This is a genomic window from Bradyrhizobium sp. I71, assembly GCF_022354745.1.
GTDB classification, from domain to species: Bacteria; Pseudomonadota; Alphaproteobacteria; order Rhizobiales; family Xanthobacteraceae; genus Bradyrhizobium; species Bradyrhizobium liaoningense.
Genome location: NZ_CP059398.1, coordinates 4,558,854 through 4,584,841 on the forward strand (window position 1 = coordinate 4,558,854; position 25,988 = coordinate 4,584,841).

A 25,988-nucleotide genomic window follows, 5' to 3' on the forward strand; every position below is an offset into this window, starting at 1 on the left:
ATTGCGAGCGCAGCGAAGCAATCCAGAATCTTTCCGCGGTGGCGGTCTGGATTGCTTCGTCGCAAGAGCTCCTCGCAATGACGACATTGGCGGTTACTGCGCAAATCGCTGTCATCCGACCAGATATTTCTTCACCGCCGCCTCGTCCCATTCGATCCCGTTGCCGGGCTCTTCGCCCGGCAGCGCAAAGCCGTCCTTGATCTTCAGCCGCGTCGCCAGCACCGCGTCGGCCCAGTCGACATATTCCAGCCAGTGCGCGGTCGGCGTCACGCAGAGCAGATGGGCGCTCACTTCCGAGAACAGGTGCGTCGACATCTCGATGCCGGCGGCGTGCGCCAGCGCGGCGGCGCGGAGCCAGCCGGTGACGCCGCCGATGCGCTGCACGTCGGGCATCACGTAGTCGCAGGCTTCCGCCGAGAGTGCCGCCTGCATCGAGAAGGCGCTGTCGAAATTCTCGCCGATCTGGACCGGGGTATGCAGCGCGTCGGCAATGCGGGCGCAGCCGGCATAATCGTCATGGCGGCTCGGCTCCTCGATCCAGCTCAAGCCCTCGTCGTCGAGCATCTCGCCGCGGCGGATCGCCTCGGTCACCGTCAGGGCCTGGTTGTAGTCGCACATCAGCGTGATCTCGTCGCCGACCGCCTTGCGCACCGCGCGGACGACGGCGAGGTCCTCCCGTGCGTCGGGCCGGCCGACGCGGATCTTCGCCGCCCGAAAGCCCTCGGCCAGCAGCCTGTGGGCTTCCTCGACCGCGGCGCCGGCGGGCATGATGCCGAGCCCCTTCGAATTGTAGGCCCTGACCGGTTTCGGCGCGCCACCGAGCAGGCGGGCCAGCGGCAGGCCACGTGTGCGGGCCAGCGCGTCCCAGGCGGCCATGTCGATGCCGGATTGGGCCAGCCGTTGCAGACCGGCGAGGCCAAGCAGCGTGAAGCGCTGGCTCAGCTTGCGCTCGATCTCGACCGGCAGCAGCTCGTCGCCGGCGAGCAGGTCTGACATTTCCGTGACCATCGCCGTCAGCGGCTTCAAGGCCGAGGGCGTGATCGAGAACAGATAGGCGTGCCCCACCGCGCCCTGGTCAGTCTCGCAATCGATCAGCAGCAGTGGCGCTTTGGCGATTGCTCCGGTCGAGGTCTGGAGCGGCAGGTTCATCGGCACGATCACGGGGCGCGCGTGGAAGCGTTTGATGCGAATGGTCTCGGTCATGGGCTTCTCCCGGCGGGGCGGATGCAGACGCGGCCGATCTTAAACATCCGTGATGAAACGAAAAGGCGCTTGGCCCGACCACCATAAAATGGGGTTGCGCGGGCCCGCAATTGTTGGCTCTGTGCTGCCGCATTCCTTGCTGCAAATCCCGACGGGTTTGCGACAAAATCGCACACAGCGGAGCCACAGAGTGAAACAAGAGGTCGCCGAAGATCAGCGCAAGAGCGGCATTCTCACGGGCGCCGTGATCGCCTTCCTGCTGCTCGCCCTGCCGCTCGCGGTGTGGCTGGACCTGACCGAGCTCAGCAAGACGGCGCTGCGCCGGCAGGCCATCGATCTCAACTCGGTGATCACGAGCGTGCGCAGCTACTACGCGTCCAACGTGGTCGGGCGGGTGCTCGCCAATCCCAACGGCACGACCAGGGTGGTGCACAATTACGAATCCATCCCCGGCGCGATCCCGATTCCGGCAACGCTGTCGCTCGAGCTCGGCCGGGTGATCGGCGCGCAGCAGGAGAACATCACCTACCGCTTCGTCTCGGACTTCCCGTTCCAGAACCGTGCCCCGCACCAGCTCGACAAGTTCGAGAAGGACGCGCTCGATGCACTGCGGAAGGACCCCGAGCAGAAGATCGTGGAGACCGAGACCTCGCTGTTCAACGACAAGGTCCGCCTGGTCGCCCCCGTCACCATGGGGCCGGCCTGCGTGAGCTGCCACAACAGCCACCCCGAAAGCCCCAAGAAGGACTGGAAGGTGGGGGATGTCCGCGGCATCCAGGAGGTGATCATCGCCCAGCCGATCGCCGCCAACATCTTCTCGTTCAAGTTCCTGCTGGCCTATTTCGTGATCGCCGCCGGCAGCGGCCTGTCGTTCCTCTCGCTGCAGCGCCGCCAGGCGCGCCGCATCAAGGGCATGAACAAGGAGCTCGAATCCGCCAACGACTTCCTCGCCTCGCTCTCGATGAAGATCTCGCGCTACATTCCACCCCAGGTCTACAAGAGCATCTTCTCCGGGCAGAAGGACGTCACCATCCACACCGAGCGCAAGAAGCTCACCATCTTCTTCTCCGACATCCAGAATTTCACTGCGACCGCCGAGCGGCTGCAGCCGGAGCAGCTGACGCAGCTCCTCAACGAATATTTCACGGAAATGTCGACGATCGCCCACGAATATGGCGGCACCATCGACAAGTTCATCGGCGACGCCATGCTGATCTTCTTCGGCGACCCCGAGACCAGGGGCGACCGCGCCGATGCGCAGGCCTGCCTGCAGATGGCCTGGCGCATGCAGCAGCGCCTCGCCGAGCTCAATGCGAAATGGCGCGCCTCCGGCATCGAGCAGCCGTTCCGCTCCCGCATGGGCATCAATTCCGGCTACTGCAATGTCGGCAATTTCGGCAGCGCGGACCGCATGGACTACACCATCATCGGTGCGGAGGCGAACCTCGCCGCGCGCCTGCAATCGATCGCCGAGCCCGGCGGCATCGTGCTGAGCTACGAGACCTTTGCACTCGTCAGCGATATCGTCCGGGCCCATGCGCTGCCGGCGATCACCATGAAGGGCATCAGCCGGGAGGTCATTCCCTATTCGGTGGACGCGCTGAACGACACTGCTGCGGAGAACAGCGGTATCATCACCGAGCGCGCCCCGGGCCTCGAACTCTATCTCGACCCCGCCGTGGTGAAGTCAGGCGACGCCGCACGCGTGCGCTCGCTGCTGGAAAACGCGCTGGCCTCGCTCAAGCCGGCGTGAGGGGGGCGGCCGCGCGTAGCGTTCGTTTCGATCGCGAGAGTCCCCGTGCGGCACCCCTCTCCCTAACCCTCCCCCGCAAGGGCAGGGCAATCGCATATGGATTTCACGGGGATTGTCCGCTGGCTTGCTCCGCCTCTCCCGCTTGCGGGAGAGGCCGACGCGCTCGCAGAGCGCGGCGGGTGAGGGCTCTCGCCACGCAGGGACGTCCTCAGTTAATCTCAATAATCCCAGCGCGGAGACACCCTCTCCCCAACCCTCCCCCGCAAGCGGGGGAGGGAGCCTAGTGCCGATGCCGCCGCACCGTGCGCACCACATGCGATAGCCCTGCCTTGCGGGGAAGGGCGGGGGAGAGGGGTGGCCCAGCAAATGGTAGGAGCCGTCGTCGCGCTGCTGTTCGCAACGGCGCGCTGACGTGAAGCTCACCTTGCCGCGCCTTCCATGAATGCCGTCTCGATCACCTCGCCGAACGGCTGCCACGAGCGTCCGTCGAACTGGACCAGCCGCATCTGCCTGATCGGCAGGTAGTTGCTGGGCGAAGTATTCATCCGGATGTTGGGCAGCGCAACGGAGGGGGGATAACCCCTGAGCGAAGCCGCCTGGCGCATGATGTTCTCGCGCGAGAAGTCGTCGCCGCATTGCTTCAGCACCTGCGTCAGCGCCTCGGCCGCGGCGTAGCCATAGAGTGCGGCGCTGTTGTTGGTGCTTTCGACCTGATGGTATTTGTCCATGAAGGCGAACCAGTCCTTCATGGCGGGATCGTCCTTCCAGGCGGGATCGCTCGGATCCTTCAGAAAAGCCGCCGAGATCACGCCGGCGGAGTTCTCGAGGCCCGCGGGCGCCATCGCATTGGCGATCGAGGCGGAGGCATCGTTGACGATGAAGACCGGGTGCCAGTTGAAGGACGCCGCCAGCTTGATCACCTTGGACGCCGTCGACGGCACGCCGAGAAAGACGAAGATGTCGGCGCCCGCGCGCTTGAGGATCGAGACGTGCCCGTCGAGATGCTCATCGGCAATGTCGAAGGCGATGTCGACGAGGACGTGACGGTTGAGATCGCCGAGGCCTTCCTGGATGCCCTTGTAGAGCATGCGCCCGAACTGGTCGTTCTGCCAGAGCACCACGATCTTCTTCTTCGGGTAGTAGGCCTGGATGTAGTTGGCGTAGATGCGCCCTTCGGACCTGAACGACGGCTGCCAACCCATGGTCCAGGGAAACGCCTTAGCCTGGCTCAGCTCCTCGTCGCCGGAGGCGACGAAGAGCTGCGGGATCTTCTTCTCGTTCAGGTACCTGCGCGTGGCGAGATTGCCGGGTGTGCCGAACGAGCCGAACATCAGGTGCACATCCTCGGTCTCGACCAGATTGCGCGTCAGCTCCAGCGCAGTCGCCGGATCGGAATTGTCGTCGCGCGTGATGAAGCGGATCTTGCGGCCGTTGATCCCGCCACGCGCGTTGATCATGTTGAAATAGGCGGCCTCCGCCTGGCCGATGGCACCGAACTCCGAGAGCGGGCCCGAATACGGCATGACATTGCCGATGCGGATTTCCTCGTTGCTTGCCGGTTGCTCGGCACGTTGCTGGGACATCGCGCCGAGCGAGGCGAAGGCGGCGATCAACACGAGCAGCAGTCCGCCGGTGACGCGCATGTTCGACACCTTGTCGTTGGCCCCCGCACCAGGGCAGCTCGGTCTAGGTCAAGCGTTTGTCAATCGTGTGGCTGGGTGGCGCGCTTCGACGCGGTGCAGTTGTTGGCGCGAAGGAAAGCGGCAGTCGTGCTGACGCGCCGACGAGCGAGAGAGCGCGCCGTGTGGCACCCCTCTCCCTAGCCCTCCCCCGCAAGGGGGGAGGGAACGCACTTACGTTGTGGCGAATGGGCTCGATTCATCAAGCGTGCCGGCGATGAGCCCACAGCGCAGCCGCGCGCGCCGCTGCGCTCCCTCCCCCCTTGCGGGGGAGGGCGGGGGAGAGGGGGGTGGCCCAGCAAACGGTCGGAGTAATAAGCGCGCTGCCGCAACCCTTCGCTACGGCAGCCCGCGCGCCTCGAGCTGACGCACCAGCAGCAGCGTCGGCTCGGCGAGGCTCTCGCCGGAGCCGTCGAGGCCGAAGGCGCTCGCGATACCTTCGCGGCTCCGCAGCAGCGTGCTGCGCGGGCAGTGGCCGGCGCCGCAGAGCGTTTTCTTCAGGGTTTCGCCCTGCGCCACGAGGCCGGAGGAATCGTCCACGGCCCAGGCCAGCACGATCGGCACATCGACATTGAGGATGCCGGGGAAGACCGATCGGCTGTCGTACTGGGTGGCGTCTGCGCCGAGATAGGCCTTCTCGCTGTCGCTCGCCTCCTTGCCGACGCGGTAGATCCCGGACACCAGCACGACGCCGGCGACGTCGGCGCCGTCGGTCTGCAGCTCAGGATGGGCCAGCAGGGTGGCGACATGGAAGGCGCCGGCGCCGTAGCCGACTGCGACGATTTCGCGGGCATCACCGTTGAACAGGTCGATATTGCCGTGAACCCAGGACAGCGCCGCCGCCACGTCGGACGCGCCGGCGGGCCAGGTCGCCGATGGCGCCAGGCGATAGTTGACGCGGACCCCGATCATGTCGTTGCGTGCGGCAAAGCACATGGCCTGGTCCTGGATCTGTCGCGACAGCTCCGGCGCCGCGCGGTCGCCGGTAAAGCTGTCACCCGCCACGAACAGCAGCACAGGCCGCGGCGTATCCGCCTTGATCGCGCTGGTCGCGACATCGAGCACATTGGCCTCGCTCTCGCCATAACGCAGACCGCGCGAGAAGGTGACCTGCTCGCACAGCCGGGCGGTGCCGCCGGCGGTGGTGTCGCTGTCGGTGAGGCCCGCCTGGACGAGCCCGGTGGGCGGCGACAGCCGCGCCGGCAAAACTCCGTGTGCGGAGGCCGCGGTCATGGTCAAAAGCAGGAAAAATGCCAGGTAATTCTTCATGGTGATGCTGGCCTCGCGGGCGCGATATTGGCTTGCCGATTTGGCCTGTCTTTTCAATTCGCCTCATTAGTTGGCTGATGTTGAGGCGAATTCACGGCGCTTGCGCTCGGCAGGCGGCCGGCGTGGCGCGGGCCTCAGTTTGGCAAGAATCCGCGATTGGACTGCAAGTTCGCGGGCCGCGCGACGATTGCGCGGTGCGGCCACTTTGTCCCGGTGCGTCAAGCCGTTGCCCGGCGCCACTTACCCTGCACCGGAAATGGCGTCCTACTGTGCATGGGGTTGTTTTCGCATTTTTTGTTGGGCCGGCCTGTCAGGCCCGCTTCATCGTCCGGAAGGTGATGGAGTAGCGGCGCGCCTCGACCGGCGGAATGCTGTGCTCCCATTGCGACCGCGCCTCGCCGTCCATCATGTAGAGCGAGCGCGGCAGGGCCTCGAGCGTGTGGCGTTCCCATCTGTCCCCGTTGCGGCGGCGGAAGCGGAATTTGCAGGGCGAGCCGAGCGACAGGCCCAGGATCTCCCTGAAGTGCGGCTTGTCGCGGTGCCAGCCGATGCCGACGCCGACCTCATATTCGGTGCACAGCACCTGCCGAACGCTGCCCTCCGGCAGCCGCGCCCATGCCTCGACCTGCCGCGTCGTGGGCAGCAGCCAGTCCGGGATCGGCTCCGCCTCCGCCAGACGCTGCAGCGAATAGTCATAGCGATAGCCGAACGAGGCCACCCGGCGGTTGCCCTCGAAGGCGCCGAACTGGAAGCGCTGGAGCGGCAATGCTGCGATGCGGTCGATCAAGTCCTGCTCGACCGCGGCATCGATGAAGTCGTCCGTATAGCGAAGCCCCGCAGGGCCCGCTTCCGGTTCGGCGAACAAACCAAGCTGCGTCATGCCTCGCATTTCCGTGATGGAACCTAATGGCGGCTGATGCGACTTATCTATGACGCGGGAAGAAACGTGCGAGGCTGTCATGGCAGAGAAGCATACCGCCGATCCGGTAGAGATCATGCGGGCGACCGGTCATCCTGAGCTTGAATATGCCGCGGGCTGGACCATCGCTGGTCTCGTCACCATCGGCACCATCGTCGCCGCCTGGGTGTTCGCGATCTAGGCCACAGGGAATTGGAGCTCGAAGGCGACGCCGCCGCCGGTCGGCTTGAGCCTGATCGAGCCGCCATGGCTCGCCATCACCGCCCGCGCGATCGCCAGCCCCATACCAGTGCCGCCCTGGTCGCGACGGGTGGTGAAGAACGCATCGAAAATCCGGTCGCGGTTGGGCGCCGAGATCAACTCGCCGTCGTTGCTCACGGTCAGCCGCAGGGTGGTGCGCTCGTCGGCGGCCTCCAGCCTGATGGTCCTCGCCTTGTGCCGCACCGCGTTGTCGGCGAGATGCGACAGCACGATCAGCGCCTTCTCGCCGGACATGCCGATCGCCCGGTCGAGGCTGCCGCTGGCTTCGATCGAGCTTGCCGGAAACCTGCTCCTGAGGTCAGCGATCACGGGCGCGAGCTCCGTGCGCTCGTTCTGCGGCAGGCTTTCGGCGCGGGCGAGCTCGCGCAGCCGCTGCGCCATCGCCTCCAGCCGCTGGGTGTCGGACAGGATGTTAGCGATGAATGTCGTCTGCTCGGCCGGCGTCAGGCCCTCGGCCTTGCCTTGAAGTGAATCCTGCAACAGCTCGGCCGCGCCTTTGATCGAGGTCAGCGGCGATTTCAGCTCGTGGGTGAGGTGCGCCGAGAACGTCGCGATGTAGTCCGAGCGGCGCGCCAGCTGCTCGGCCATGCCGAGGAAGCTGTGCGAGAGCTGGGCGAACTCCCGTGTGCCGTAGTGCCGGAGCGGTCGGAACGCCTCGCGGTCACCGCGGCCGATTCTCGCGGCGCGATCGATCAGCTCGCGCATCGGCAGCGTGATGGTGCGCGAGAACACGAGCCCGATCGCGATCGTGCCGATGAGCACGGCCAGCCCCGCCAGCACGAACTTGGCGCGCTCCTGGTAGAGGTGGTCGAAGATGTTGCTCGGCGTCCGCGTGGCGTAGATCACCCCCGCGACGCGATTGTCGACGATGACCGGCATCGCCGAGAACACGTGCACGCCGAGGCCGCGGCTGAAGGAATAGATCGGCGGCGGCGGCTTGTCCGGCACGCGGTTGCGCAAGGTGGCGCGGTATTGCCCGTGCAGCGCGTCCGCGACCTCCTCGATATGGGCGAGCGACTGCCCGACCTCCTGCCGCCCGGCGATCACCACGCCTTGCGGATCGAGGATGCGAAAGCCCGCCAGCGTCACCTTCTGCGTCTCGCGAATGATCGGCGTGAGTCTTGCGCCGATCTCGACATAGGCGGGCTGCGCCGGCCGGGGTGCAGCCTGGGCATCCGGCCGCCGCCGCAGCAGGTCGTTCGCGGTGAGGTCGAGCCCGGGGCGGATCGGCGTGACCTGGTCGCCGGGATCGGGCAGCACGCCCGGTGGCACCTCGGCGCCCAGCGTGAGGCCGCTGTCGAGCCTTGCTGCCACCTCCTGCGCATAGATCGTCGCCAGCACGCGGCTCTGCGCGATCAGCTCGGCCTGGGTCTGTCGGATGAGCTGGTTGTCGTAGAGGCGAAAGAAGAACAGGCCGACCAGCGGCAGGATGGCGACGGTGGCCAGCACCGTGAAGATGACCAGCCCCAGCGACGGCCGCCATTTGTCTGGCGCCGTGCTCATGCCTCTTTCTCGCAGCGCCCGAGCTTGAAGCCGACGCCGTGGATTGTCTCGATGACGTTGTCGCAAGCCAGCGCCGCGAGCTTGGCGCGGATGTTGCGGATGTGGCTGTCGATGGTGCGGTCGGAGACCTGGATGTTGAGCTGATAGGCGGCCCGCATCAGCTGCTCGCGGTTGAACACCGAAGTCGGCCGCGTCAGGAAGGCGCGCAGAATGCCGAACTCGATCGCGGTCAGTTTCAGCGGTGTCCCTGCAAATGAAGCCACGTGCTGTTCGGGATCGATCAGGAGACTGCCCTGCGACAGCGCGGTGGCAACCGCCTTGGCCTCGCCATTGCGCGGGCTGAGGCGGCGCAGGATGACATTGACCCGCGCCACCAGCTCGCGCGGGCTGAACGGCTTGGTCACGTAGTCGTCGCCGCCGATCTCGAGGCCGAGGATGCGGTCGATCTCCTCGTCGCGCGCCGACAGGAACAGGATTGGCACGTCGGACGTCTTGCGGATCTCGCGGCAGACGTCGAGGCCGTCGAACTCGGGCATGCCGATGTCGAGCACGATCAGGTCGGGCCTGTCGGCGGCAAAGCGGCTGAGCGCCTCCTTGCCGTCGCGCGCCTCGATCACGTCCATGCCGGCCTTCTTCAGGGCGACGCGGATGACCTCGCGGATGTGGCCCTCGTCGTCGACGATGAGAATGCGATGCGCCAAGAAATTCTCCGCTGTCTCGTCAGCCCGCCAACCGGCTGCCGGACCTGGTTTCCGCCTGGGCGTCCAGCCTGCGCTGGAGCCGCCAGCTTCGGAAGCCCCAACTCCGCCAGGCCAGGTCCTGGCGCTGCTGTTCTACAAGCCTGTCTCGCTGTGACACAAGGCAGCCTTCGCTGGCGCCGGGCCGCAGCGCGATCGCCCTGTCGATGGCGGGCAGCGCTTGCGGCCCGAGCGTCAGGAGATAGTTGATGTCGATCTGCACGCCTTTGCCCGATGCCTCCCGGCTGTGGGTGACATTGTAGTCGGCAATGAAGGCGTCGAAGTTCACGAGCGAGCAGCCGTACAGCACGATCGCCAACGCGATCAAGTTGGCGCCGACCAGCCATTGGTTGGACCGGTTGAGGGCGATGCGGGTCACGATCAGGACCAGTCCGAGCGCGACCAGCCCCATCCAGATGAAGGCCGCGATACGCCAGTAAGTCAGCATGTAGATGTCGACATAGAGATCGAGGCGGAGGATGGAGGAGGCGACCAGAAGCACGTTCTGCCCGACCCAGAGATAGACCAGCGGCCGGATCACCTTCGATTTCTCGGCCGGTCCGCCCGGTCGCATCGCGACCAGGACGAAGGCGGCGGCGAGCAGCGCGGTTGCGATCAGCGGGTAGGCGCCGCGATGGGCGTAGGACGCATAGGTCACATTGTCGGGCAGCGCGACGTGGCCCCAGAGATAGATGCCGTCGAGAATCGACTGTGCCGCGAACAGCAGATTGAACAGGATCAGCGAACGCAGGATGGTGGAGGGGCCCAGAAACTCCGGCGACACGAAGGGCGGCAGCGGCTCCGCGACGTCCGTTTCGGTAGCGGCGGCAACCTTCTTGCGCCGCCAGCGCACATGGATGAACGGCCAGACCAGCGCCAGCATCAAGGTCCAGAACAGCACGCGCCGGACGCTGACATATTCGAAGATGACTTTCGGATTGAGCAGTGACACCCATTGCTCGATCACCGGATTGGCGGCGGCGAACAGCGCCACGAACACGGTGCTCAGCGCCACCGGCATCAGCCAGAGCGCGATGCCGCGGGTGAACGCCGACATGTTGCAGACCTGAAGCGCGTCGGGGAAGAATCTGAAGGGACCGAACAGGACAAGGTTTCGCAGCGCGCGGGCGCGGTCTCCGAGGCCCGTCGTCTCCGGATTGGTTGCGAGCAGCAAGGCGATGGTCAGCGCTGCGACGAGGATCAGCAACGAAAGCGTGTTGAGCTCTTCTATGGCCGGCACGAGACCGAGTGCAACGATCGCGCCGCCGGTCACTGCGCGGCGAAAGTCCAGTGCCGCACGGTTGGCAAGCAGCGAGGCGCAGGCAATCGCGACGGCCAGGATCACCAGCGACAGTCCGATCCGCCGGCCGTAGAGCAGAAAGTCGGCAAGTGCGGCGAGCAGCAGTGCCATTGCGAGCTTGGCCGACAGCGCCGAAGGCCTGATCGGTTGAATGTCCGTCGTCTGCGTCGAAGCCAGGCTCGTCATGTCCAGAAGATTCTCCGTGAAGTACGATAGCGTGCAGTCTGCACGGCGCTTGCGCAGAAACCGGGATGGACGTCAGCACGGTTTCAGGAGTCTTTTGCAGTTTTCGTGCAGGCGCGCTTTTCCCCCTCGCGCAGTGGCAGTCGCCTTGATAGGTGCGATGCGTTCATCACCTTGGGCTTGACGCATCATGCAGTTCCTCAATCGCCTCGGCCTCAGCCTGCTCTGGCCTGCCGCGCTTCTCGCGGCGTTCGCGGCCGCGAACAAGAACGATCCCTACCTGCTCGTGCTGCGCGGCGCTGGAAACATCGCGCTTGTCGTCGCAAGCATCCTGATCGTTGTCGTCCTGCTGCGCAGGGGACGCTGGTGCAGCATCGCGGGCAAGCTGCTCGTCATGCTCTGGTGCCTGCCGCCGCTGCTGATGGCGGTGGCGCATCTCAGCTTCGTGCTGCGAAAGCACGATGTGCTCAGCGCAGACGTGACCGAGGCGCGTCGGCTCGGGCCTCATTTCATGGTCGGCTATTCTTCGTTTCCGGAGGTTGCGCGTCTCGCCGAGCAGGGATTGATCGGCGGCGTCTACGTCACCCGGCACAACATCCGGGGACGGACGATCGAAGCGCTGCGGGCCGAGATCGCGGCGCTTCAGGACAAGCGGCGCGCCGCAGGCCTGCCGCCGCTGGTCGTCGCGGCCGACCAGGAGGGCGGCATCGTCGGGCATCTCGCGCCACCGCTGACCAAGGTGCCGGCGCTGGCGACGCTCGCCGGGCTCGCTCCCGACGAGCAGCAGGCCAAAGCGGAAGAGTTCGGCCGCATTCACGGCCGAGAGCTCGCGGGGCTCGGCGTCAACCTCAATCTCGCGCCGGTGCTCGACCTGAAGCCGCCGGTTCGCCGCAATCGCCTCGATTTTCACACGCTGATCGGCCAGCGCGCGATCGCGGCCGATCCCGCGGTCGTCAGCACGATCGCGAGCGCCTATGTCCGGGGGCTGGAAGAGTCAGGCGTCGGTGCCACGCTCAAGCATTTCCCCGGAATCGGGCGCGTGCGCGATGACACGCATCATTTCAGCGCCAGTCTCGATACGCCGGTGAAGGAATTGGAGGCAACCGACTGGCTGCCGTTCCGCGAGGTGATGTCGCACTCGCGGAGCGCCTTGATGGTCGGCCATGTCACGCTCACCGCCGTCGATCCCGACCGCGCCGCATCGCATTCGAAGCGCGTGGTCGAGGGAATCATTCGTGGGAAGTGGGGTTACCAGGGCGTGGTGATGACGGACGATCTCGTCATGGGCGCGATCTATCAGAACGATGTCTGCAAGGCCGTGGTCGAGGCGATCAATGCCGGCGTCGACATGCTGCTGGTCGCCTATGACGGCGCGCAATTCTATCGGGTGTTTTCCTGCGCTCTGGATGCATCGCGGCGGGGCAGGCTCGACGCGGCGATGCTGCGCGCGAGCGCGGCGCGGCTGGAACAGCGCTTGCCGGCCGCGGAGGCCGGAGCCGCCACACTTGATGGAAGCACGCTTGGGATAGTTATGCCTGCTGCCCCGCGCGCGATGGCGCGGGGCAGTTGAACTCGGGCGTCTGCGCGTTGCGTAGCGAGGTCTATTCGGCCTGCTCCAGCGCCGCGGGCATCTTCGCCACCGACATCAGCGAGCGCGCCACCTGGTTGAGCAGGAGATCGGCGTTCTCCTCTTCCGCGAGCGACTTCGAGAGCAGCGCGACGATGGCGCTGTGCCGGAGCTGCTGCGCAAGGTTGCGCGCGGTGGTGTAGCCGGACATCTCGTAATGCTCGACGCGTTGGGCCGCCGAGATCAGCGCGAGGTCGGCGGCTGCGTCCTCCTTCTCTTCGCCTTCCTTCATGACTTCCTGGCCTTCCTCGATCAGGCCCATCATGCCCTTGCAGGGCTTGGCCCGCGGGTTCTCGCCGAGCAGCTCGAAGCATTCGTTGATGCGCTCGACCTGGTTCTCTGTTTCGGCCAGATGCTGCTCGAACAGCTCGCGCAGCTGGTCGAAGCGCGCGGCCTGGGCCATCTTGGGAAGCGCCTTGGTCAACTGCTTCTCGGCATGGAGGATGTCGCGCAGCTCGTGAAGCAGAAGGTCGGTGAGGCCCGCCTCGTCGACGGGCGACGAGCTCTCCGCGACGATCGACGGGGCCGCGCCGGGATCAGAAGACTGAAGCGCAGGCGATTCCGTGAAAACCCAGTCCTCGCCTTCGTTCCAGGGGCCGCGGGTGTCGATCTCGCCATGATCACCGCTGCCGGTGGAATCGTTGAAATACTGGTTCACGAGGCCCGGCGTCGGAGCAATCCTGCCGATGCTGAAGGCCGGCTTGGACAGGCTTTCGAGCGCTCGCGCGAACGCCTTCATATGCGTGATCTCTCGCGTCATCAGGAACTGCAGCGCGTCCTTGCTGCCGGCATCGTCGCAGAAATTGATCAATCGTTCGTAGACGATCTTTGCCCGAGCTTCGGCGGCGATGTTGCTGCGGAGATCGACGTCGAGTTCGCCGGTGATCTTGAGATAGTCGGCAGTCCAGGGATTGCCTTGCGAGTTGAACAGATTGACGCCGCCGCCGCCGGCAATCGCAATCAGCGGATCGGCTTCGGCCGCCTGGCGGTCGTTCTTCGAAGGCGCGAGGTGCATCCGGGCAAGGCAACCGACGACTTCGAGATGGCTGAGCTCTTCCGTGCCGATGTCCATCAGCAGGTCCTTGCGGTCGGGGTCCTCGCAATTCAGCCCTTGAATCGAGTACTGCATCGCCGCCGCAAGTTCGCCGTTGGCGCCGCCGAACTGTTCGAGGAGCATATTGCCGAAGCGCGGATCGGGTTCGTCGACGCGCACGGTGAACATCAGCTTCTTGACGTGGTGATACATGGGACGGCTCGCGCTATGAGGGAAACTACGGCGACAACGGGCCCTTGGAATGATCGTTCCTAGTCATCTCAAAATTCGGATTTCGCTCCAAATCGGTTGGCGGAGCGAAGAGGCCACGGTCCAGCCCTGAAGACCTTCACCAGGACCGTGCGGGGGACGATCATGAGAGCAGCCGGCTGGGAACCGCATCGAGGATGCGAATGCCGAGCGGCTTTTGTGGGGGTCCAAGGCGGCCTGAGCCCGGCGCGGCGGCAGAATCGCGACGGTTCAATGGGTCTCCGCCGCTCCCCGCGGCTGTGGACGACCTCGCATGAGGTCGATGGGCCGGCGGTTCATCACGCATTGTGCTTCGATTGCAGGTGCGTTATGGCTCTCGCGCTTTCCAGAGGCGGAGACGAGCTTTGTCGAAACAATCCCTGCGCGAGGAGGCCGAACGCCTGATCCGCGAATCGATGGAAAAGAAGACCATCGTCGTCAAGCAGGGCACGACCCGCATCGAGGCGGTCTGCGGCAAATGCGGCGCCCCGAACCGGGTCCAGGCGGAAAAGGGCCAAGCCCGCGTCAAGTTCGCCTGCAAGCAGTGTGGGCACAAGCAAGAGACGTTGTAGCAGGGCCCCCTGATCTCACCGTGCTGCCGTGCTCCGGCTCCTCATGCTGAGGAGCCGCGCTCTTCGCGCGGCGTCTCGAAGGATCGTGGGCCGAGCCGCATCAGCGGGGCCTGCATGGTTCCGAGAAGCGCGTTTCCGCGCTCCGAACCACAGTCAGTCTCCTTCCACGAACTTCTTGAACGCATCGGCATAGTCCGGGTGCCAGCGCGACAACGGCGGGCGATTCTCGACGATGTCGCCCATGGCCCAGAGCATGCGTTTCTCGTCGAGGGCCCGGGGCACGTCGTTGTCCGGGCAGAGGATGTAGAAATCGCCGGCTTCCAGCTGCGCAAGCATGAAATCGACCGTCTGCTCCGGCGTCCAGGCGCCGGCCGGTTTCTCGGTGCGTCCCTTCGCGGTCAGGCCGGTGAAGACGAAGCCCGGGATCAACAGATGCGCCGTGATGTGGCAGCCCTTCGTGTTGCGCAGCTCGTGTTGGAGCGCCTCCGTGAACGCCTTCACGCCGGCTTTCGAGACATTGTAGGCGGGGTCGCCCGGCGGCGTGGTGATACCCTGCTTGGAACCGGTGTTGATGATCAGGCCCGGGTTGCCGCGCGCGATCATGCCAGGCGCGAAGATTCGCGAGCCGTTGATGATGCCCCACATGTTGACGCCGATGATGCGCTGCCAATGGTCGGGCTCGCCGAACAGTGTGCTTCCCGGCTGGATGCCGGCATTGTTCATGAGGATGTCGGTGCCACCAAACCGTTCGCGCACCGCGCGTTCCAGTTCCGTCACGCTCTCGACGTTGCTGACATCGACGGCGGAGGTCATCACGTTTGCGGCAGCTGTGACGGATGACAGTTTTGTTGCAGTCTCAGCCAACCGTGCCTCGTCGACATCCGCGACACATACCTTCATCCCAGCGCGCGCGAAGGCGATGGCAGCGGCAAATCCGATGCCGGATGCGCCGCCTGTGATCACGGCAACATTGTCTTTGACGATGGCGGGATGTGGCATGGATCGTCTCCGTGGAGGGCCTCGGTCGAGCTATAACATGGCGGCAGTCCGACCCTGCACAAGTCGGCATGGGAGGTCTTCGTTCGGCGCTGCCTTTACGCCCAACCGGCCCGGCTGTATCCTCGATCGAACGATCCCGCCCAGATCGAACCAATCAATCACCTGACAGGGAGTGCAGCCATGGCTGTGTCGCAGGCTATTCCGATCACGCGCCATCCGTTTGCAAATGGATCTTACAAGCAGATGCTGATCGACGGGAAGTGGGTCGATGCAGCCTCAGGCAAGCGCTTCGAAACCCGCAATCCCGCCACAGGCGAGCTGCTCGCGACCGTCGCCGAAGGCGACAAGGAAGACATCGATCGTGCGGTTGCCGCCGCTCGCCGCGCCTTCGAAGGCCCCTGGAGCAAGGTCAAGCCGTTCGAGCGGCAGAACCTGCTCTTGAAGCTCGCCGACCTCGTCGAGAAGAATTTCGACGAATTGTCGCAGCTCGACACGCTCGACATGGGCGCGCCGCTCAGCCGCACCCGCGCCTATCGCCTGCGCGCCGTCGGCATGCTGCGTTACTATGCTGGCCAGACCACCGCGATCCACGGCGAGACCATCGAGAACTCGCTGCCTGGCGAAATCTTCTCCTACACGCTGAAGGAGCCGATCGGCGTCGTCGGCGCCATCATTCCCTGGAACGGGCCGCTGACGGCGACGATCTGGAAGATCGGCCCTGCGATCGCGACCGGCTGCACGGTGGTGCTCAAGCCGGCGGAAGAGGCGCCGCTGACCTCGCTGCGCATCGCCGAGCTGGCGATGGAAGCGGGCGTGCCGCCCGGCGTCATCAACGTCGTTCCCGGCTATGGCGAGACTGCGGGCGCCGCGCTTGCCTCGCATCACGACGTCGACAAGGTCGCCTTCACCGGCTCGCATGTCACGGGCCAGTCGATCATCCGTGCCTCCGCCGGCAACCTCAAGCGCGTCTCGCTCGAGCTCGGCGGCAAGTCGCCGGACATCGTGTTCGCGGATGCCGATCTCGACGCGGCCGTGCCGGGCGCGGCGATGGCGGTGTTCGCCAATTCGGGGCAGATCTGCAGCGCCGGTACGCGCCTGTTCGTCGAGCAGTCGATCTATGACGAATTCGTCGGCCGCGTCGCCGAGTTCGGCAAGAAGCTGCAGGTCGGCAACGGCCTCGATCCGAACGTGCAGATCGGACCGCTCGTATCCGAGCAGCAGCTCGCGCGCGTCACCGGCTATCTCGACATCGGCCAGAAGGAAGGCGCAAAGGCGCTCGCCGGCGGCGGCCGCGTCACGGAAGGCGCGCTGTCGAAGGGCTTCTTCGTCTCGCCGACGGTGTTCGCGGGCGTTGAGGACAACATGCGCATCGCGCAGGAGGAGATTTTTGGTCCCGTCATCTCCGCGATCGCGTTCAAGGACATGGATGAGCTGGTCAAGCGCGCCAACAACACCACGTTCGGCCTCGGCTCCGGCCTGTGGACGCGCGATGTCAGCAAGGCCCATGCGGTGGCGAAGCGCCTGCGCGCAGGCTCGGTGTGGGTCAACTGCTACCAGGCGATGGACCCGGCCGTGCCGTTCGGCGGCTACAAGATGAGCGGCTACGGCCGCGAGTCCGGCAAGCAGCACGTCGAGGAATATCTCAACGTGAAGGCGGTCTGGATCAAGACGGCGTAAGGTCTGTTCCTCGTCGCGTTCCGCGAGGGGGAATATCTGCTTCTCGTGGGGCGGTGCCTTTCCGGGTGGCCGCCCCACGCTATATGATCAGCATCCTTCCAAAGAAAATCGGGGCCAGCATGAAATTTCCGGCGTTGTTCAAACCGTTGCAGGTCGGTCCGTACAAGCTCGCGCATCGCGTCGCGATGGCGCCGCTCACGCGCATGCGAGCCGAGCGCGAGAGTTTTGCGCCGCGGCCGCTCAATGCCGAATATTACGGCCAGCGCGCGACGCAAGGCGGCCTGATCGTCGCCGAGGCCTCGCCGGTGCTCTCGCACGGCCGCGGCAATCCGGCAACGCCCGGCATCTATTCGGAGGCGCAGATCGCGGGCTGGCGCAAGGTGACGGATGCCGTGCACGCCAAGGGCGGCATCATCTTCCTCCAGCTCTGGCATGTCGGCCGCGTCTCGCATTCTTCCTTCCACGGCGGTGCGCTGCCGGTGTCGGCCTCGGCGATTCCGATCAAGGCCGAGGGCATGAAGGCGATGACGGCCGACGGCAAGATTGCGGACTACGAGACGCCGCGCGCGCTGGAGACCGAGGAGGTCAAGGACATCGTCGAGGCGTTCCGGCAGGGTGCCAAAAACGCGCTCGCCGCGGGCTTCGACGGCGTCGAGATCCACGGTGCCAACGGCTATCTGCTCGAGCAGTTCCTGCAGTCGCGCAGCAACCAGCGCACCGATCAGTATGGCGGCTCGATCGAGAACCGTGCGCGTCTTCTGCTCGAGGTCACGCAGGCCGCGATCGATGTCTGGGGCGCGAACCGCGTCGCCGTGCGGTTGTCGCCGCACGGCATCGCCAATGATTCCGGCGAGCCCGATCCGATGCCGCTCTACACCCATGTCGTGAAGGCGCTCGATAAGCTTGGTCTGGCGTACCTGCATTTCATCGAGCCGCGCTCCAGCGGCGCCGGCCGCGCCGACGTCCACTGGGAGAACGTGCCCTCGGCAATGGTGCTGTTCCGCCCGCTCTACAACGGCGTGCTGATGACCGCGGGTGGCTTCACCGGCGAGACCGCGAACGCGGCGATCGCCGACGGCCATGCGGATATCATCGCGTTCGGCCGCATCTTCATCTCCAACCCGGATCTGCCGCGCCGGCTTCAGCACGACTATCCGATCACGCCGTACAACCGTGCGACGTTCTACAGCGGCGAGGAGAAGGGATATACGGACTATCCTGTGTATGACGAGCTGACGCCGGCGTGACGCTGCCGTAGCCCGGATGAGTGAAGCGATATCCGGGTCTTTCGCCGAACGATGGTTTTCCCGGATGTCGCTTCGCTCGTCCGGGGTACGGGTTTCTGTTGCAGCTTCGACCGCAACCACAAATTCCGTCATTGCGAGCGCAGCGAAGCAATCCAGAGTTTTTCCGCAGAGGCAGTCTGGATTGCTTCGCTACGCTCGCAATGACGACGGAGAAAAACAATGGCCAAAGCCGCAGCCGCCGCAGGTATAGCCACCGGCCAGTGTCTCTGCGGCAAGATCACCTTCGAGATCGACGTGCCCGCGCGCTGGGCCTGGCACGATCACTCCGCCGCCAGCCGCCGCGCCCATGGCGCGGCCTACACCACCTATGTTGGAAGCTGGAAGAAGCGCTTTCGTATCACGTCCGGCAAGAGCGCGCTCACGCGTTACGAGGACAAGGCCACGAAGACCACGCGCAGCTTCTGCTCGCATTGCGGCACGCCGATCGCCTATGAGAGTCCGCGCGGTCCGCACATGGTCAACATCCCCCGCGCGCTGTTCAAGGAGCGCACCGGCCGCCAGCCGCTCTATCACATCGCCATCGAGGAGCTGCAGGAATGGGCCTATACCGGCGAGCCGCTGGTGCCGCTGAAGGGCTTTCCGGGCGTGGTGTGGCAACGATCGAAAAGGAAGAAGCGCGCGGGCGGCGAGGATCCGTTCGAGCTCGGCCGGGAGGAGATGTAGCGCGGGCTGCGTACCGAGCTCTCGTGCCCCCGGACGCAGCGCAGCACCACTTCGGTGATGCGCTGCTGAGCCGGGGCCCATGCGTCAGCGAGATTGGTGCCAGTTATGGGTCCCGGCTCTGCGTCGCAACGCTGCGCGCTGCGTCGCGTCCGGGACACGAGAGTGGAGCGCCCGCGCAACGCAGCCATGACCACGCTTCCTTGCGCATCTCCCAGAACTTCGGCCATCATGCGACGTCCTTGCGGCAACGCCCGCTCCTGGAGGAAACATGAAGAACAAGATCACCGGCCGCTCCGCCTTTCTCGCGTTGCTCAAGGACGAGGGCGTCACGCATCTGTTCGGCAATCCCGGCACCACCGAGTTGCCGATCATGCACGCGCTGAAGGATCATCCCGATCTCACCTATGTGATGGCGATGCAGGAAAGCCTCGTGGTCGCGATCGCCGATGGCTACAGCCGCGCCTCGGGCAAGCTGGTCGCGTGCAATGTGCACGTTGCGCCCGGCCTCGGCAACGCCATGGGTTCGCTCTACAACGCCCAGTTCACGGGCACGCCGATGATCCTCACGGCCGGCCAGCAGGAGCAGGGTCATGGCCTGATGGAGCCGGTGCTCTATGGCCCGTTGGTGCGGATGGCCGAGCCGCTGGTGAAATGGGCGGTCGAGGTGACGCGGCTGGAGGACCTGCCGCGCATCGTCCGCCGCGCCGCGAAGGTGGCGACCACGCCGCCGACCGGACCGGTGTTCATCTCGCTGCCCGGCGACATCCTCAACAGCGAGGCCGGCATCGATCTCGGCCGGTCCACCCGCATCGATGCGCGGACAAGACCGTCGGATGAAGCGTTAAAGGCTTTCGCGGCCCGCCTGCTCAAGGCCGAACGTCCCGTGATCGTCACCATGGACGAGGTGGTCAAGAGTGACGCGCTGAAGGAAGCGGCAGAGCTCGCAGAGCTGTTGGGCGCTGCCGCCTATCAATCCTCCACGCCCTATGGCGCGCATTTCCTCTCCGAAAGCCCGAGCTTCGTCGGCACGCTCGCGCGCGTGCAGAAGGTCGCGCGCGACACGCTTGCGCCTTACGATCTCCTGATTGCGCTTGGCGGCGATCCCTTGCGGATGTCGGTTCACAGCGAGGTCGATGCGCTGCCGGATGGTCTCGGCATCGTGCAGGTCGGCCTCGTGGATTGGGAGATCGCCAAGAATTACGGCGCCGAGATCGCGCTGAAGGCGGATTTGAAGGAAACGCTGTGTGCGCTGATCCCGATGCTGAAGGAGATGGGTGGCTCTGCGCTGGCGCAACGTGCAAGACAGCGTCTCGCCGAGATTGCGCCGAAGAACTGGACTGCGCGCCGCGCCTCGCTGGTGGAGCAGATCGGCAAGAGCGAGGGCCGCAGCCCGATCGATCCGGATTATCTGGTCCTGCAAATGGTCGAGGCCATGCCTGACAATGCCATCCTGGTCGATGAAGGCCTCACCTCCAGCCGCCAGATCGCGGCGCTGCGGCCGCATCGCGATCGCTACGGCTACCATGGCCTTGCTTCCGGTGGCATCGGCTGGGGCTTGCCGGCGTCGGTCGGCGCCAGCATCGCCAATCCGGACCGGCCCGTGGTGTGCTTCTCGGGCGATGGCAGCGCGATGTACTCGATTCAGTCGCTGTGGACGGCGGCGCACCACAAGCTGCCGCTCAACGTCGTCATCGCCAACAATGGTGGCTACCGGATCATCAAGCAGCGCCTGCTCGCCTTCCATGGCGACGACAATTACGTCGGCATGGATTTCGTCGATCCGCCGGTGGATTTCGCCGGCGTCGCCAAGGCACTGGGCTGCGAGGCGATCAAGGTCAGCGATCCCAGCGAGCTGAAGGCGACGCTGGCATCGGCGTTCAATCGGCCGGGGACGAAGCTGATCGAGGTGATGGTGGACGGGAAGGTGTAGGACGCCGCGGCGCACTCCGCTGTGCTCCCTCCCCCCTTGCGGGGGAGGGCGGGGGAGAGGGGTAGCCAAGGAGGCGGTCTTGCCGTCGTCGAGAACACGTCGTGATCTACCGAGAGAGTGTGCCGTGTGGCACCCCTCTCCCTAACCCTCCCCCGCCAGGGGGGAGGGAACGCAGCGTGCTTGTGGATGCTGTTCGGCAGATCACGCGAAGGAGGTGTCGCGTTGGCAACTACCCCTTCCTCCCCACCCGATACCCCGCCGCCGGATGCTTCGCATCGAGCCTTGCCCGGCCCTGGCCGAACAGTTTCTCTCGCAACGTGCCCTTCGCGTATTCCGGCTTGTACCGTCCGCGCCGGGTCAGCTCCGGCACCAGCATGTCGGCGATGTCCTCGAAATCGCCGGGCGAGATCGCGAACGCGACGTTGAGCCCGTCGACGTCGGTTGCTTCGAACCATTGCTCGATCTTGTCCGCGACCATCTCCGGCGTGCCGACCACGACCGGCCCGGCGCCGCCGACGCCGACATGCTCGATGACATCGCGCACGGTCCAGACGCGATCGGGATCGGCGCGGGTGACGTTGTCCATGGCGCTGCGGCCGGCGTCGTTCTGGACGTGGCGGACCTGCTGATCGAGATCGTAGCCGGAGAAGTCGACGCCGGTCCATCCCGACATCAGGGCGAGCGCGCCCTCGGGGCTGATGTGGCGGCGGTAGTCGGCGTATTTCTCCTTCGCCTCGGCTTCGGTCCGCCCGAGGATGATCGTCATCATCGAGAACATCAGGATCTCGGCTGGGTTGCGGCCGAGCGCGGCGGCCTCCTGCCGGATCGCGGAGACGCGCGGCGCGATCACCTTGGCCGACGGTCCCGACATGAATACGCATTCGGCATGCTTTGCCGCGAACTGCCGCCCGCGCGGCGAGGTGCCGGCCTGGTACAGCACCGGCGTGCGCTGCGGCGACGGTTCGCTGAGGTGAATGGTGTTGTTGATGCGGAAGTTCGCGCCTTCATGATTGACGCGATGGACCTTTGCAGGATCGGTGAAGATGCCGCGCGTCCGGTCTCGCAGCACGGCGTCGTCCTCCCAGCTCCCTTCCCAGAGCTTGTAGACCACCTCCATATATTCGTCGGCGATGTCGTAGCGGTCGTCGTGCCCGGTCTGCTTGTCCTTGCCGGCGCCGCGCGCGGCGCTGTCGAGATAGCCGGTGACGACGTTCCAGCCGATCCGCCCCTCGGTGAGGTGATCGAGCGTCGACATCCGCCGCGCGAACGGGTAGGGCGGCTCGAAAGACAGATTGCTGGTGACGCCGAAACCGAGATTTTGCGTCACCGCGGCCATCGCCGACAGCAGCAGCAGCGGCTCGTTCGAAGGCGTCTGCGCCGCATTGCGCAAGGCTGCGTCAGGGCTGTTGCCATAGACGTCGTAGACCCCAAGCACGTCCGCCAGGAACAGCCCGTCGAAGCGGCCCCGTTCCAGGGTTCGGGCGAGATCGATCCAGTAGGGCAGGCGGTTATAATCGGCCGTGCGGTCGCGCGGATGGGTCCACAGGCCTGGTGACTGGTGTGCGACGCAATTCATCGCAAAGGCGTTGAGCCTGATCTCTTTGGCCATGCTGGTCCCCTCGGCGCCCTGTACTGAGCGCTCTTCGAATGATAGATGTGCGCCCCAACTTGGCGAAGTTCTTGCATATGTCTTGATATTGGCAAGGTCAAATCAGCGGTGTGGCCGCGCCTGGCAAGCCAATCTCAAGTGAGCAGGAACGAAATCCCAAGAGAACCACAAGAGAAACTCCAAGAAACTTCCCAAGCCCCCTGCCACTTTCGATGGCCTACGTAGCCCGCTACGTTCGCCCGCGTCGAAAACCTTGAAAACGAAAGCAATGACCAGAGCCGACGCTATCGCCCGCGCCCGGGACGACTTCAAATCCGGCGCGTTCCTCGCTGAACTCGACCGCCGCGTCGCGTATCGGACCGAAAGCCAGAATCCGTCGCGCGGTGCCGAGCTGCGCGCCTATCTGGAGCAGGAGATGCAGCCGGCTTTCGCGGCGCTCGATTTTTCCAGCCGCATCGTCGAATCTCCGAGCGGCAAGGCGCCCTTCCTGTTGGCCGAACATCACGAGAGCACGTCGGCGCCGACCGTGCTGATCTACGGCCATGGCGATGTCGTCGATGGCATGGAGGGCGAGTGGCGCGAGGGGCGCGATCCCTGGCGCACGTCGGTTGCGGGTACACGACTGTACGGCCGCGGCACCGCCGACAACAAGGGCCAGCACAGCATCAATATGGCGGCACTGCGCGCGGTGCGTGACGCTCGCGGCGGCAAACTCGGCTTCAACGCGAAATTCATCGTCGAGATGGGCGAGGAGATCGGCTCGCCGGATCTCGGCAAGGTCTGCGATCTCAATCGCGACGCGCTCAAGGCCGACCTGTTCGTGGCCTCCGACGGGCCGCGCCTGTCCGCCGATCGGCCGACGCTCTTTCTCGGCTGCCGTGGCGGCATCCGCATTCATCTCGACGTGAATCTGCGCGACGGCGGCCACCATTCCGGCAACTGGGGCGGCGTGCTCGCCAATCCCGCGACCATCCTGGTCAACGCGATCTCGACCTTGGTCGACGGCCACGGCCATCTCCTGCTCGATGCCTTGAAGCCGCCGCGGCTCACCAACCAGATCCGCAGCTACCTCGCCGACGTGCAGGTGGTGCCGACCGCGGACGAGCCGGCGCTCGCGGAGAACTGGGGCGAGGAGGGCCTGTCGGCGGCCGAACGGCTCTATGCCTGGAACACGCTCGAAGTGCTGGCGATGTCGTCAGGCAATATCGAGAAGCCGGCGAACGCCATTCCTGGTCACGCCAATGCTGTGCTGCAACTGCGCTTCGTGGTCGGGACGAAGGTCGAGGGCCTGATCGAGGCAATCCGCGCGCATCTCGTTGCAAAAGGTTTTCCCATGGTCGAGGTGCGGGCGGCACAGAGCTTTGCTGCATCGCGCACCGATTTCGACAGCCCCTGGATCAAATGGGCGGCGGATTCGGTCAGGGAGACCACAGGCAAGGCGCCGGCCGTGCTGCCGAACTTCGGCGGCTCGCTGCCGAACGACGTGTTTTCCGAGATCCTGGGCCTGCCGACGATTTGGGTCCCGCACTCCTATCCCGGCTGCTCCCAGCATGCGCCCAATGAGCACATCCTGCTGCCCTTGACCGAAGAGGCCTTGACGGTGATGGCCGGGCTGTTCTGGGATCTCGGGGAATTGCCAGGACCACTGACTGGTCCGTTAACCTGAGGCATCGGTCCAGCCGAAAGTCACATTCTAATCCGGCCCGATTTGTGCTTGCATCCGGCCGCATCATCCTGAAAGGGGAAGAAGAAAGTGAAACATTTCCGTAGCATCGGGCTCGCGCTCGCCGCGACCTTCGTCGTCAGCCAGGCCGGGGCCCAGGAGCTGACCGGCACGCTGAAGAACATCAAGGACACCGGGGCGATCACGCTCGGCTTCCGCGATTCCTCGATTCCGTTCTCCTATCTGGACGACAACCAGAAGCCCGTCGGGTTCGCGATGGACATCTGCTACAAGATCGTCGACGCCGTGAAGAAGGAGCTCAAGCTCGACAAGCTCGAGGTCAAGCTCAACCCGGTGACGTCGGCGACGCGTATCCCGCTGATGGCCAACGGCACCATCGACCTCGAATGCGGCTCGACCACCAACAATGCCGAGCGCCAGAAGCAGGTCGCCTTCACCAACACGCACTACCTGACCGCCAGCCGCTACGTCTTCAAGAAGTCGAGCGGCCTGAAGTCGATCGACGATCTCAAGGGCAAGACCGTCGTCTCGACCGCCGGCACCACCAACATCAAGCAGCTCACGGAAGCCAACGTCGCGAAGGGCCTCGGCGCCAACATCATTCCGGCCAAGGACCACGCCGAAGCCTTCCTCATGGTCGAGACCGACCGCGCGGTCGCCTTCGTCATGGACGACATCCTGCTGGCGAGCCTCGTCGCCGGCTCGAAGAACCCGGACGACTACGTCATCTCTAAGGATGCGTTCTCCAAGCCCGAGCCCTACGGCATCATGCTGCGCAAGGACGACCCAGCCTTCAAGAAGGCGGTCGATGCGGCGACGGCGGCGCTCTATACGTCCGGCGAAGCCCAGAAGATCTACGACAAGTGGTTCACCCAGAAGATCCCGCCGAAGGGCCTGAACCTCAACACGCCGATCTCGGCCGAGCTGAAGAACGAGTTCGCCAAGCCTACGGATTCGCCGAACCCGGACGACTACAAGTAAGATAAAACCTCGATCTTTCGATCGGGATCATGTCCGGCCACTCTTGACACCAGGGTGGCCGGACATTTGCATAGGCGCTCAGGACATCCATGACTGGCGCGTTCGCGCGGGGGACACGTGAACTACAACTGGAACTGGGGAATCTTTTTCCAGCCGAACCCGATGGGGACCGGCACCTATCTCGACATGCTGCTGTCGGGCCTGGTGCTGACCCTCAAGACCGCGGCGCTGGCCTGGGTCATCGCGCTGATCACCGGCTCGATCGTCGGCGTGATGCGCACGCTGCCGTCGAAGGGGGCGAACTGGTTCGGCTTTGCCTATGTCGAGTTCTTCCGCAACATGCCGCTGCTCGTGCAGCTCTTCCTGTGGTACTTCGTGCTGCCGGAGCTGCTGCCGAAAGCTGCCGGCACCTGGCTGAAGCAGCTCCCGAACGCGCCGTTCTGGACGGCCGCGATCGGTATCGGCTTCTTCATGTCGGCCCGCGTCGCCGTGCAATTGCAGGCCGGCATCGGTTCGCTGCCGCGCGGGCAGAAGATGGCGGCAACCGCGCTGGGCCTGACCACGGTGCAGGCCTATCGCTACGTGCTGCTGCCGATGGCGTTCCGCATCATCCTGCCGCCGCTGACCTCTGAATTCCTCAACACCATCAAGAACACGGCGGTCGCGATCACCATCGGCCTGCTCGAGCTGACCGGACAGGCGCGCTCGATGCAGGAATTCTCGTTCCAGGTGTTCGAGGCCTTCACCGCCGCGACCATCCTCTACCTCCTCGTCAACGCCGTCGTCGTGACCGGAATGCGCCTCCTCGAGCGCTGGGTCGCGATCCCCGGCTACATCACGGGGAAATAAG

The 25,988-nt window shown here is 65.1% G+C and carries 21 protein-coding genes; 11 read left to right on the forward strand and 10 right to left on the reverse strand.

Annotated elements, in window-relative coordinates; genetic code table 11:
* Nucleotides 1-111: 111 nt before the first annotated feature.
* Nucleotides 112-1,203 carry an enolase C-terminal domain-like protein gene (locus FJV43_RS22020; RefSeq protein ID WP_239620921.1) on the reverse strand — a complete coding sequence of 364 codons (1,092 nt, stop codon included), beginning with the start codon at nt 1,201-1,203 and terminating at the stop codon, nt 112-114.
* Nucleotides 1,204-1,393: 190 nt separating this feature from the next.
* Between FJV43_RS22020 and FJV43_RS22025 the strand changes: the two genes are divergently transcribed.
* Nucleotides 1,394-2,956: an adenylate/guanylate cyclase domain-containing protein gene (locus FJV43_RS22025; RefSeq protein WP_239620923.1), complete on the forward strand. Its 1,563-nt coding sequence runs from the start codon at nt 1,394-1,396 to the stop codon at nt 2,954-2,956.
* Between the two features lie 419 nt (nt 2,957-3,375).
* Here the strand turns inward: FJV43_RS22025 and FJV43_RS22030 are convergent, their stop codons facing one another.
* The 3 genes from FJV43_RS22030 to FJV43_RS22040 form a co-directional block, all read right to left on the reverse strand.
* Nucleotides 3,376-4,599 carry an ABC transporter substrate-binding protein gene (locus FJV43_RS22030; RefSeq protein WP_239620925.1) on the reverse strand — a complete coding sequence of 408 codons (1,224 nt, stop codon included), beginning with the start codon at nt 4,597-4,599 and terminating at the stop codon, nt 3,376-3,378.
* A gap of 375 nt (nt 4,600-4,974) precedes the next feature.
* Nucleotides 4,975-5,904, reverse strand: coding sequence for a carboxylesterase family protein (locus FJV43_RS22035; protein WP_345946202.1), 930 nt, complete (start codon nt 5,902-5,904; stop codon nt 4,975-4,977).
* A 310-nt stretch (nt 5,905-6,214) separates the two neighbouring features.
* Entirely contained in the window at nt 6,215-6,784 is a 570-nt protein-coding gene (locus tag FJV43_RS22040) for an alpha-ketoglutarate-dependent dioxygenase AlkB (protein ID WP_239620929.1), read from the reverse strand.
* Nucleotides 6,785-6,863: 79 nt separating this feature from the next.
* On the opposite strand from FJV43_RS22040, the gene FJV43_RS22045 reads away from it, so the two are divergent.
* A complete protein-coding gene (locus tag FJV43_RS22045; RefSeq protein ID WP_165935896.1) occupies nt 6,864-7,004 on the forward strand; it encodes a hypothetical protein in 141 nt (46 codons plus the stop codon).
* On the opposite strand, the gene FJV43_RS22050 is transcribed toward FJV43_RS22045, so the two are convergent.
* The 3 genes from FJV43_RS22050 to FJV43_RS22060 are packed head-to-tail and all read right to left on the reverse strand — an operon-like array spanning nt 7,001 to nt 10,810.
* Nucleotides 7,001-8,587 carry an ATP-binding protein gene (locus FJV43_RS22050; RefSeq protein ID WP_239620935.1) on the reverse strand — a complete coding sequence of 529 codons (1,587 nt, stop codon included), beginning with the start codon at nt 8,585-8,587 and terminating at the stop codon, nt 7,001-7,003. The genes FJV43_RS22045 and FJV43_RS22050 overlap by 4 nt on opposite strands.
* Nucleotides 8,584-9,288, reverse strand: coding sequence for a response regulator transcription factor (locus tag FJV43_RS22055; RefSeq protein WP_239620937.1), 705 nt, complete (start codon nt 9,286-9,288; stop codon nt 8,584-8,586). Before FJV43_RS22055 ends, FJV43_RS22050 begins: the two co-directional genes overlap by 4 nt.
* Before the next feature lie 19 nt (nt 9,289-9,307).
* Entirely contained in the window at nt 9,308-10,810 is a 1,503-nt protein-coding gene (locus FJV43_RS22060; protein WP_239620938.1) for a DUF4173 domain-containing protein, read from the reverse strand.
* Nucleotides 10,811-10,997: 187 nt separating this feature from the next.
* Here FJV43_RS22060 and FJV43_RS22065 point away from each other — a divergent pair, with 187 nt between their 5' ends.
* Nucleotides 10,998-12,377: a glycoside hydrolase family 3 N-terminal domain-containing protein gene (locus tag FJV43_RS22065; RefSeq protein WP_239620940.1), complete on the forward strand. Its 1,380-nt coding sequence runs from the start codon at nt 10,998-11,000 to the stop codon at nt 12,375-12,377.
* Between the two features lie 31 nt (nt 12,378-12,408).
* Here FJV43_RS22065 and FJV43_RS22070 read toward each other — a convergent pair whose 3' ends face one another.
* A complete protein-coding gene (locus FJV43_RS22070; protein ID WP_239620941.1) occupies nt 12,409-13,680 on the reverse strand; it encodes a DUF892 family protein in 1,272 nt (423 codons plus the stop codon).
* A 401-nt stretch (nt 13,681-14,081) separates the two neighbouring features.
* Here FJV43_RS22070 and FJV43_RS22075 point away from each other — a divergent pair, with 401 nt between their 5' ends.
* On the forward strand, nt 14,082-14,288 hold the full coding sequence (locus tag FJV43_RS22075; RefSeq protein WP_061879056.1) for a hypothetical protein: 207 nt from the start codon (nt 14,082-14,084) through the stop codon (nt 14,286-14,288).
* A gap of 153 nt (nt 14,289-14,441) precedes the next feature.
* Here FJV43_RS22075 and FJV43_RS22080 read toward each other — a convergent pair whose 3' ends face one another.
* Nucleotides 14,442-15,287, reverse strand: coding sequence for an SDR family NAD(P)-dependent oxidoreductase (locus FJV43_RS22080; RefSeq protein ID WP_239620943.1), 846 nt, complete (start codon nt 15,285-15,287; stop codon nt 14,442-14,444).
* 180 nt (nt 15,288-15,467) lie between these two features.
* Here FJV43_RS22080 and FJV43_RS22085 point away from each other — a divergent pair, with 180 nt between their 5' ends.
* The 4 genes from FJV43_RS22085 to FJV43_RS22100 all read left to right on the forward strand — a co-directional run bounded on the left by FJV43_RS22085 (nt 15,468) and on the right by FJV43_RS22100 (nt 20,864).
* Nucleotides 15,468-16,964: an aldehyde dehydrogenase family protein gene (locus tag FJV43_RS22085; protein ID WP_239620945.1), complete on the forward strand. Its 1,497-nt coding sequence runs from the start codon at nt 15,468-15,470 to the stop codon at nt 16,962-16,964.
* 119 nt (nt 16,965-17,083) lie between these two features.
* Nucleotides 17,084-18,211 (forward strand): alkene reductase, encoded by a 1,128-nt coding sequence (locus FJV43_RS22090; protein ID WP_239620951.1) that lies wholly within the window; start codon nt 17,084-17,086, stop codon nt 18,209-18,211.
* 219 nt (nt 18,212-18,430) lie between these two features.
* Entirely contained in the window at nt 18,431-18,934 is a 504-nt protein-coding gene (locus tag FJV43_RS22095) for a GFA family protein (RefSeq protein WP_239620953.1), read from the forward strand.
* Between the two features lie 268 nt (nt 18,935-19,202).
* On the forward strand, nt 19,203-20,864 hold the full coding sequence (locus tag FJV43_RS22100) for a thiamine pyrophosphate-binding protein (RefSeq protein WP_239620954.1): 1,662 nt from the start codon (nt 19,203-19,205) through the stop codon (nt 20,862-20,864).
* 229 nt (nt 20,865-21,093) lie between these two features.
* On the opposite strand, the gene FJV43_RS22105 is transcribed toward FJV43_RS22100, so the two are convergent.
* Nucleotides 21,094-22,473 carry an LLM class flavin-dependent oxidoreductase gene (locus tag FJV43_RS22105; RefSeq protein WP_239620956.1) on the reverse strand — a complete coding sequence of 460 codons (1,380 nt, stop codon included), beginning with the start codon at nt 22,471-22,473 and terminating at the stop codon, nt 21,094-21,096.
* Nucleotides 22,474-22,741: 268 nt separating this feature from the next.
* Here FJV43_RS22105 and FJV43_RS22110 point away from each other — a divergent pair, with 268 nt between their 5' ends.
* The 3 genes from FJV43_RS22110 to FJV43_RS22120 all read left to right on the forward strand — a co-directional run bounded on the left by FJV43_RS22110 (nt 22,742) and on the right by FJV43_RS22120 (nt 25,987).
* Nucleotides 22,742-24,139 carry a M20 family metallopeptidase gene (locus FJV43_RS22110; protein ID WP_239620957.1) on the forward strand — a complete coding sequence of 466 codons (1,398 nt, stop codon included), beginning with the start codon at nt 22,742-22,744 and terminating at the stop codon, nt 24,137-24,139.
* A gap of 87 nt (nt 24,140-24,226) precedes the next feature.
* The gene (locus tag FJV43_RS22115) at nt 24,227-25,138 is read left to right on the forward strand and encodes an amino acid ABC transporter substrate-binding protein (RefSeq protein WP_061879048.1); all 912 of its coding nucleotides are present in this window, start codon (nt 24,227-24,229) and stop codon (nt 25,136-25,138) included.
* A 117-nt stretch (nt 25,139-25,255) separates the two neighbouring features.
* Nucleotides 25,256-25,987, forward strand: coding sequence for an amino acid ABC transporter permease (locus FJV43_RS22120; RefSeq protein WP_239620964.1), 732 nt, complete (start codon nt 25,256-25,258; stop codon nt 25,985-25,987).
* The last annotated feature ends 1 nt before the right edge of the window (nt 25,988 follow it).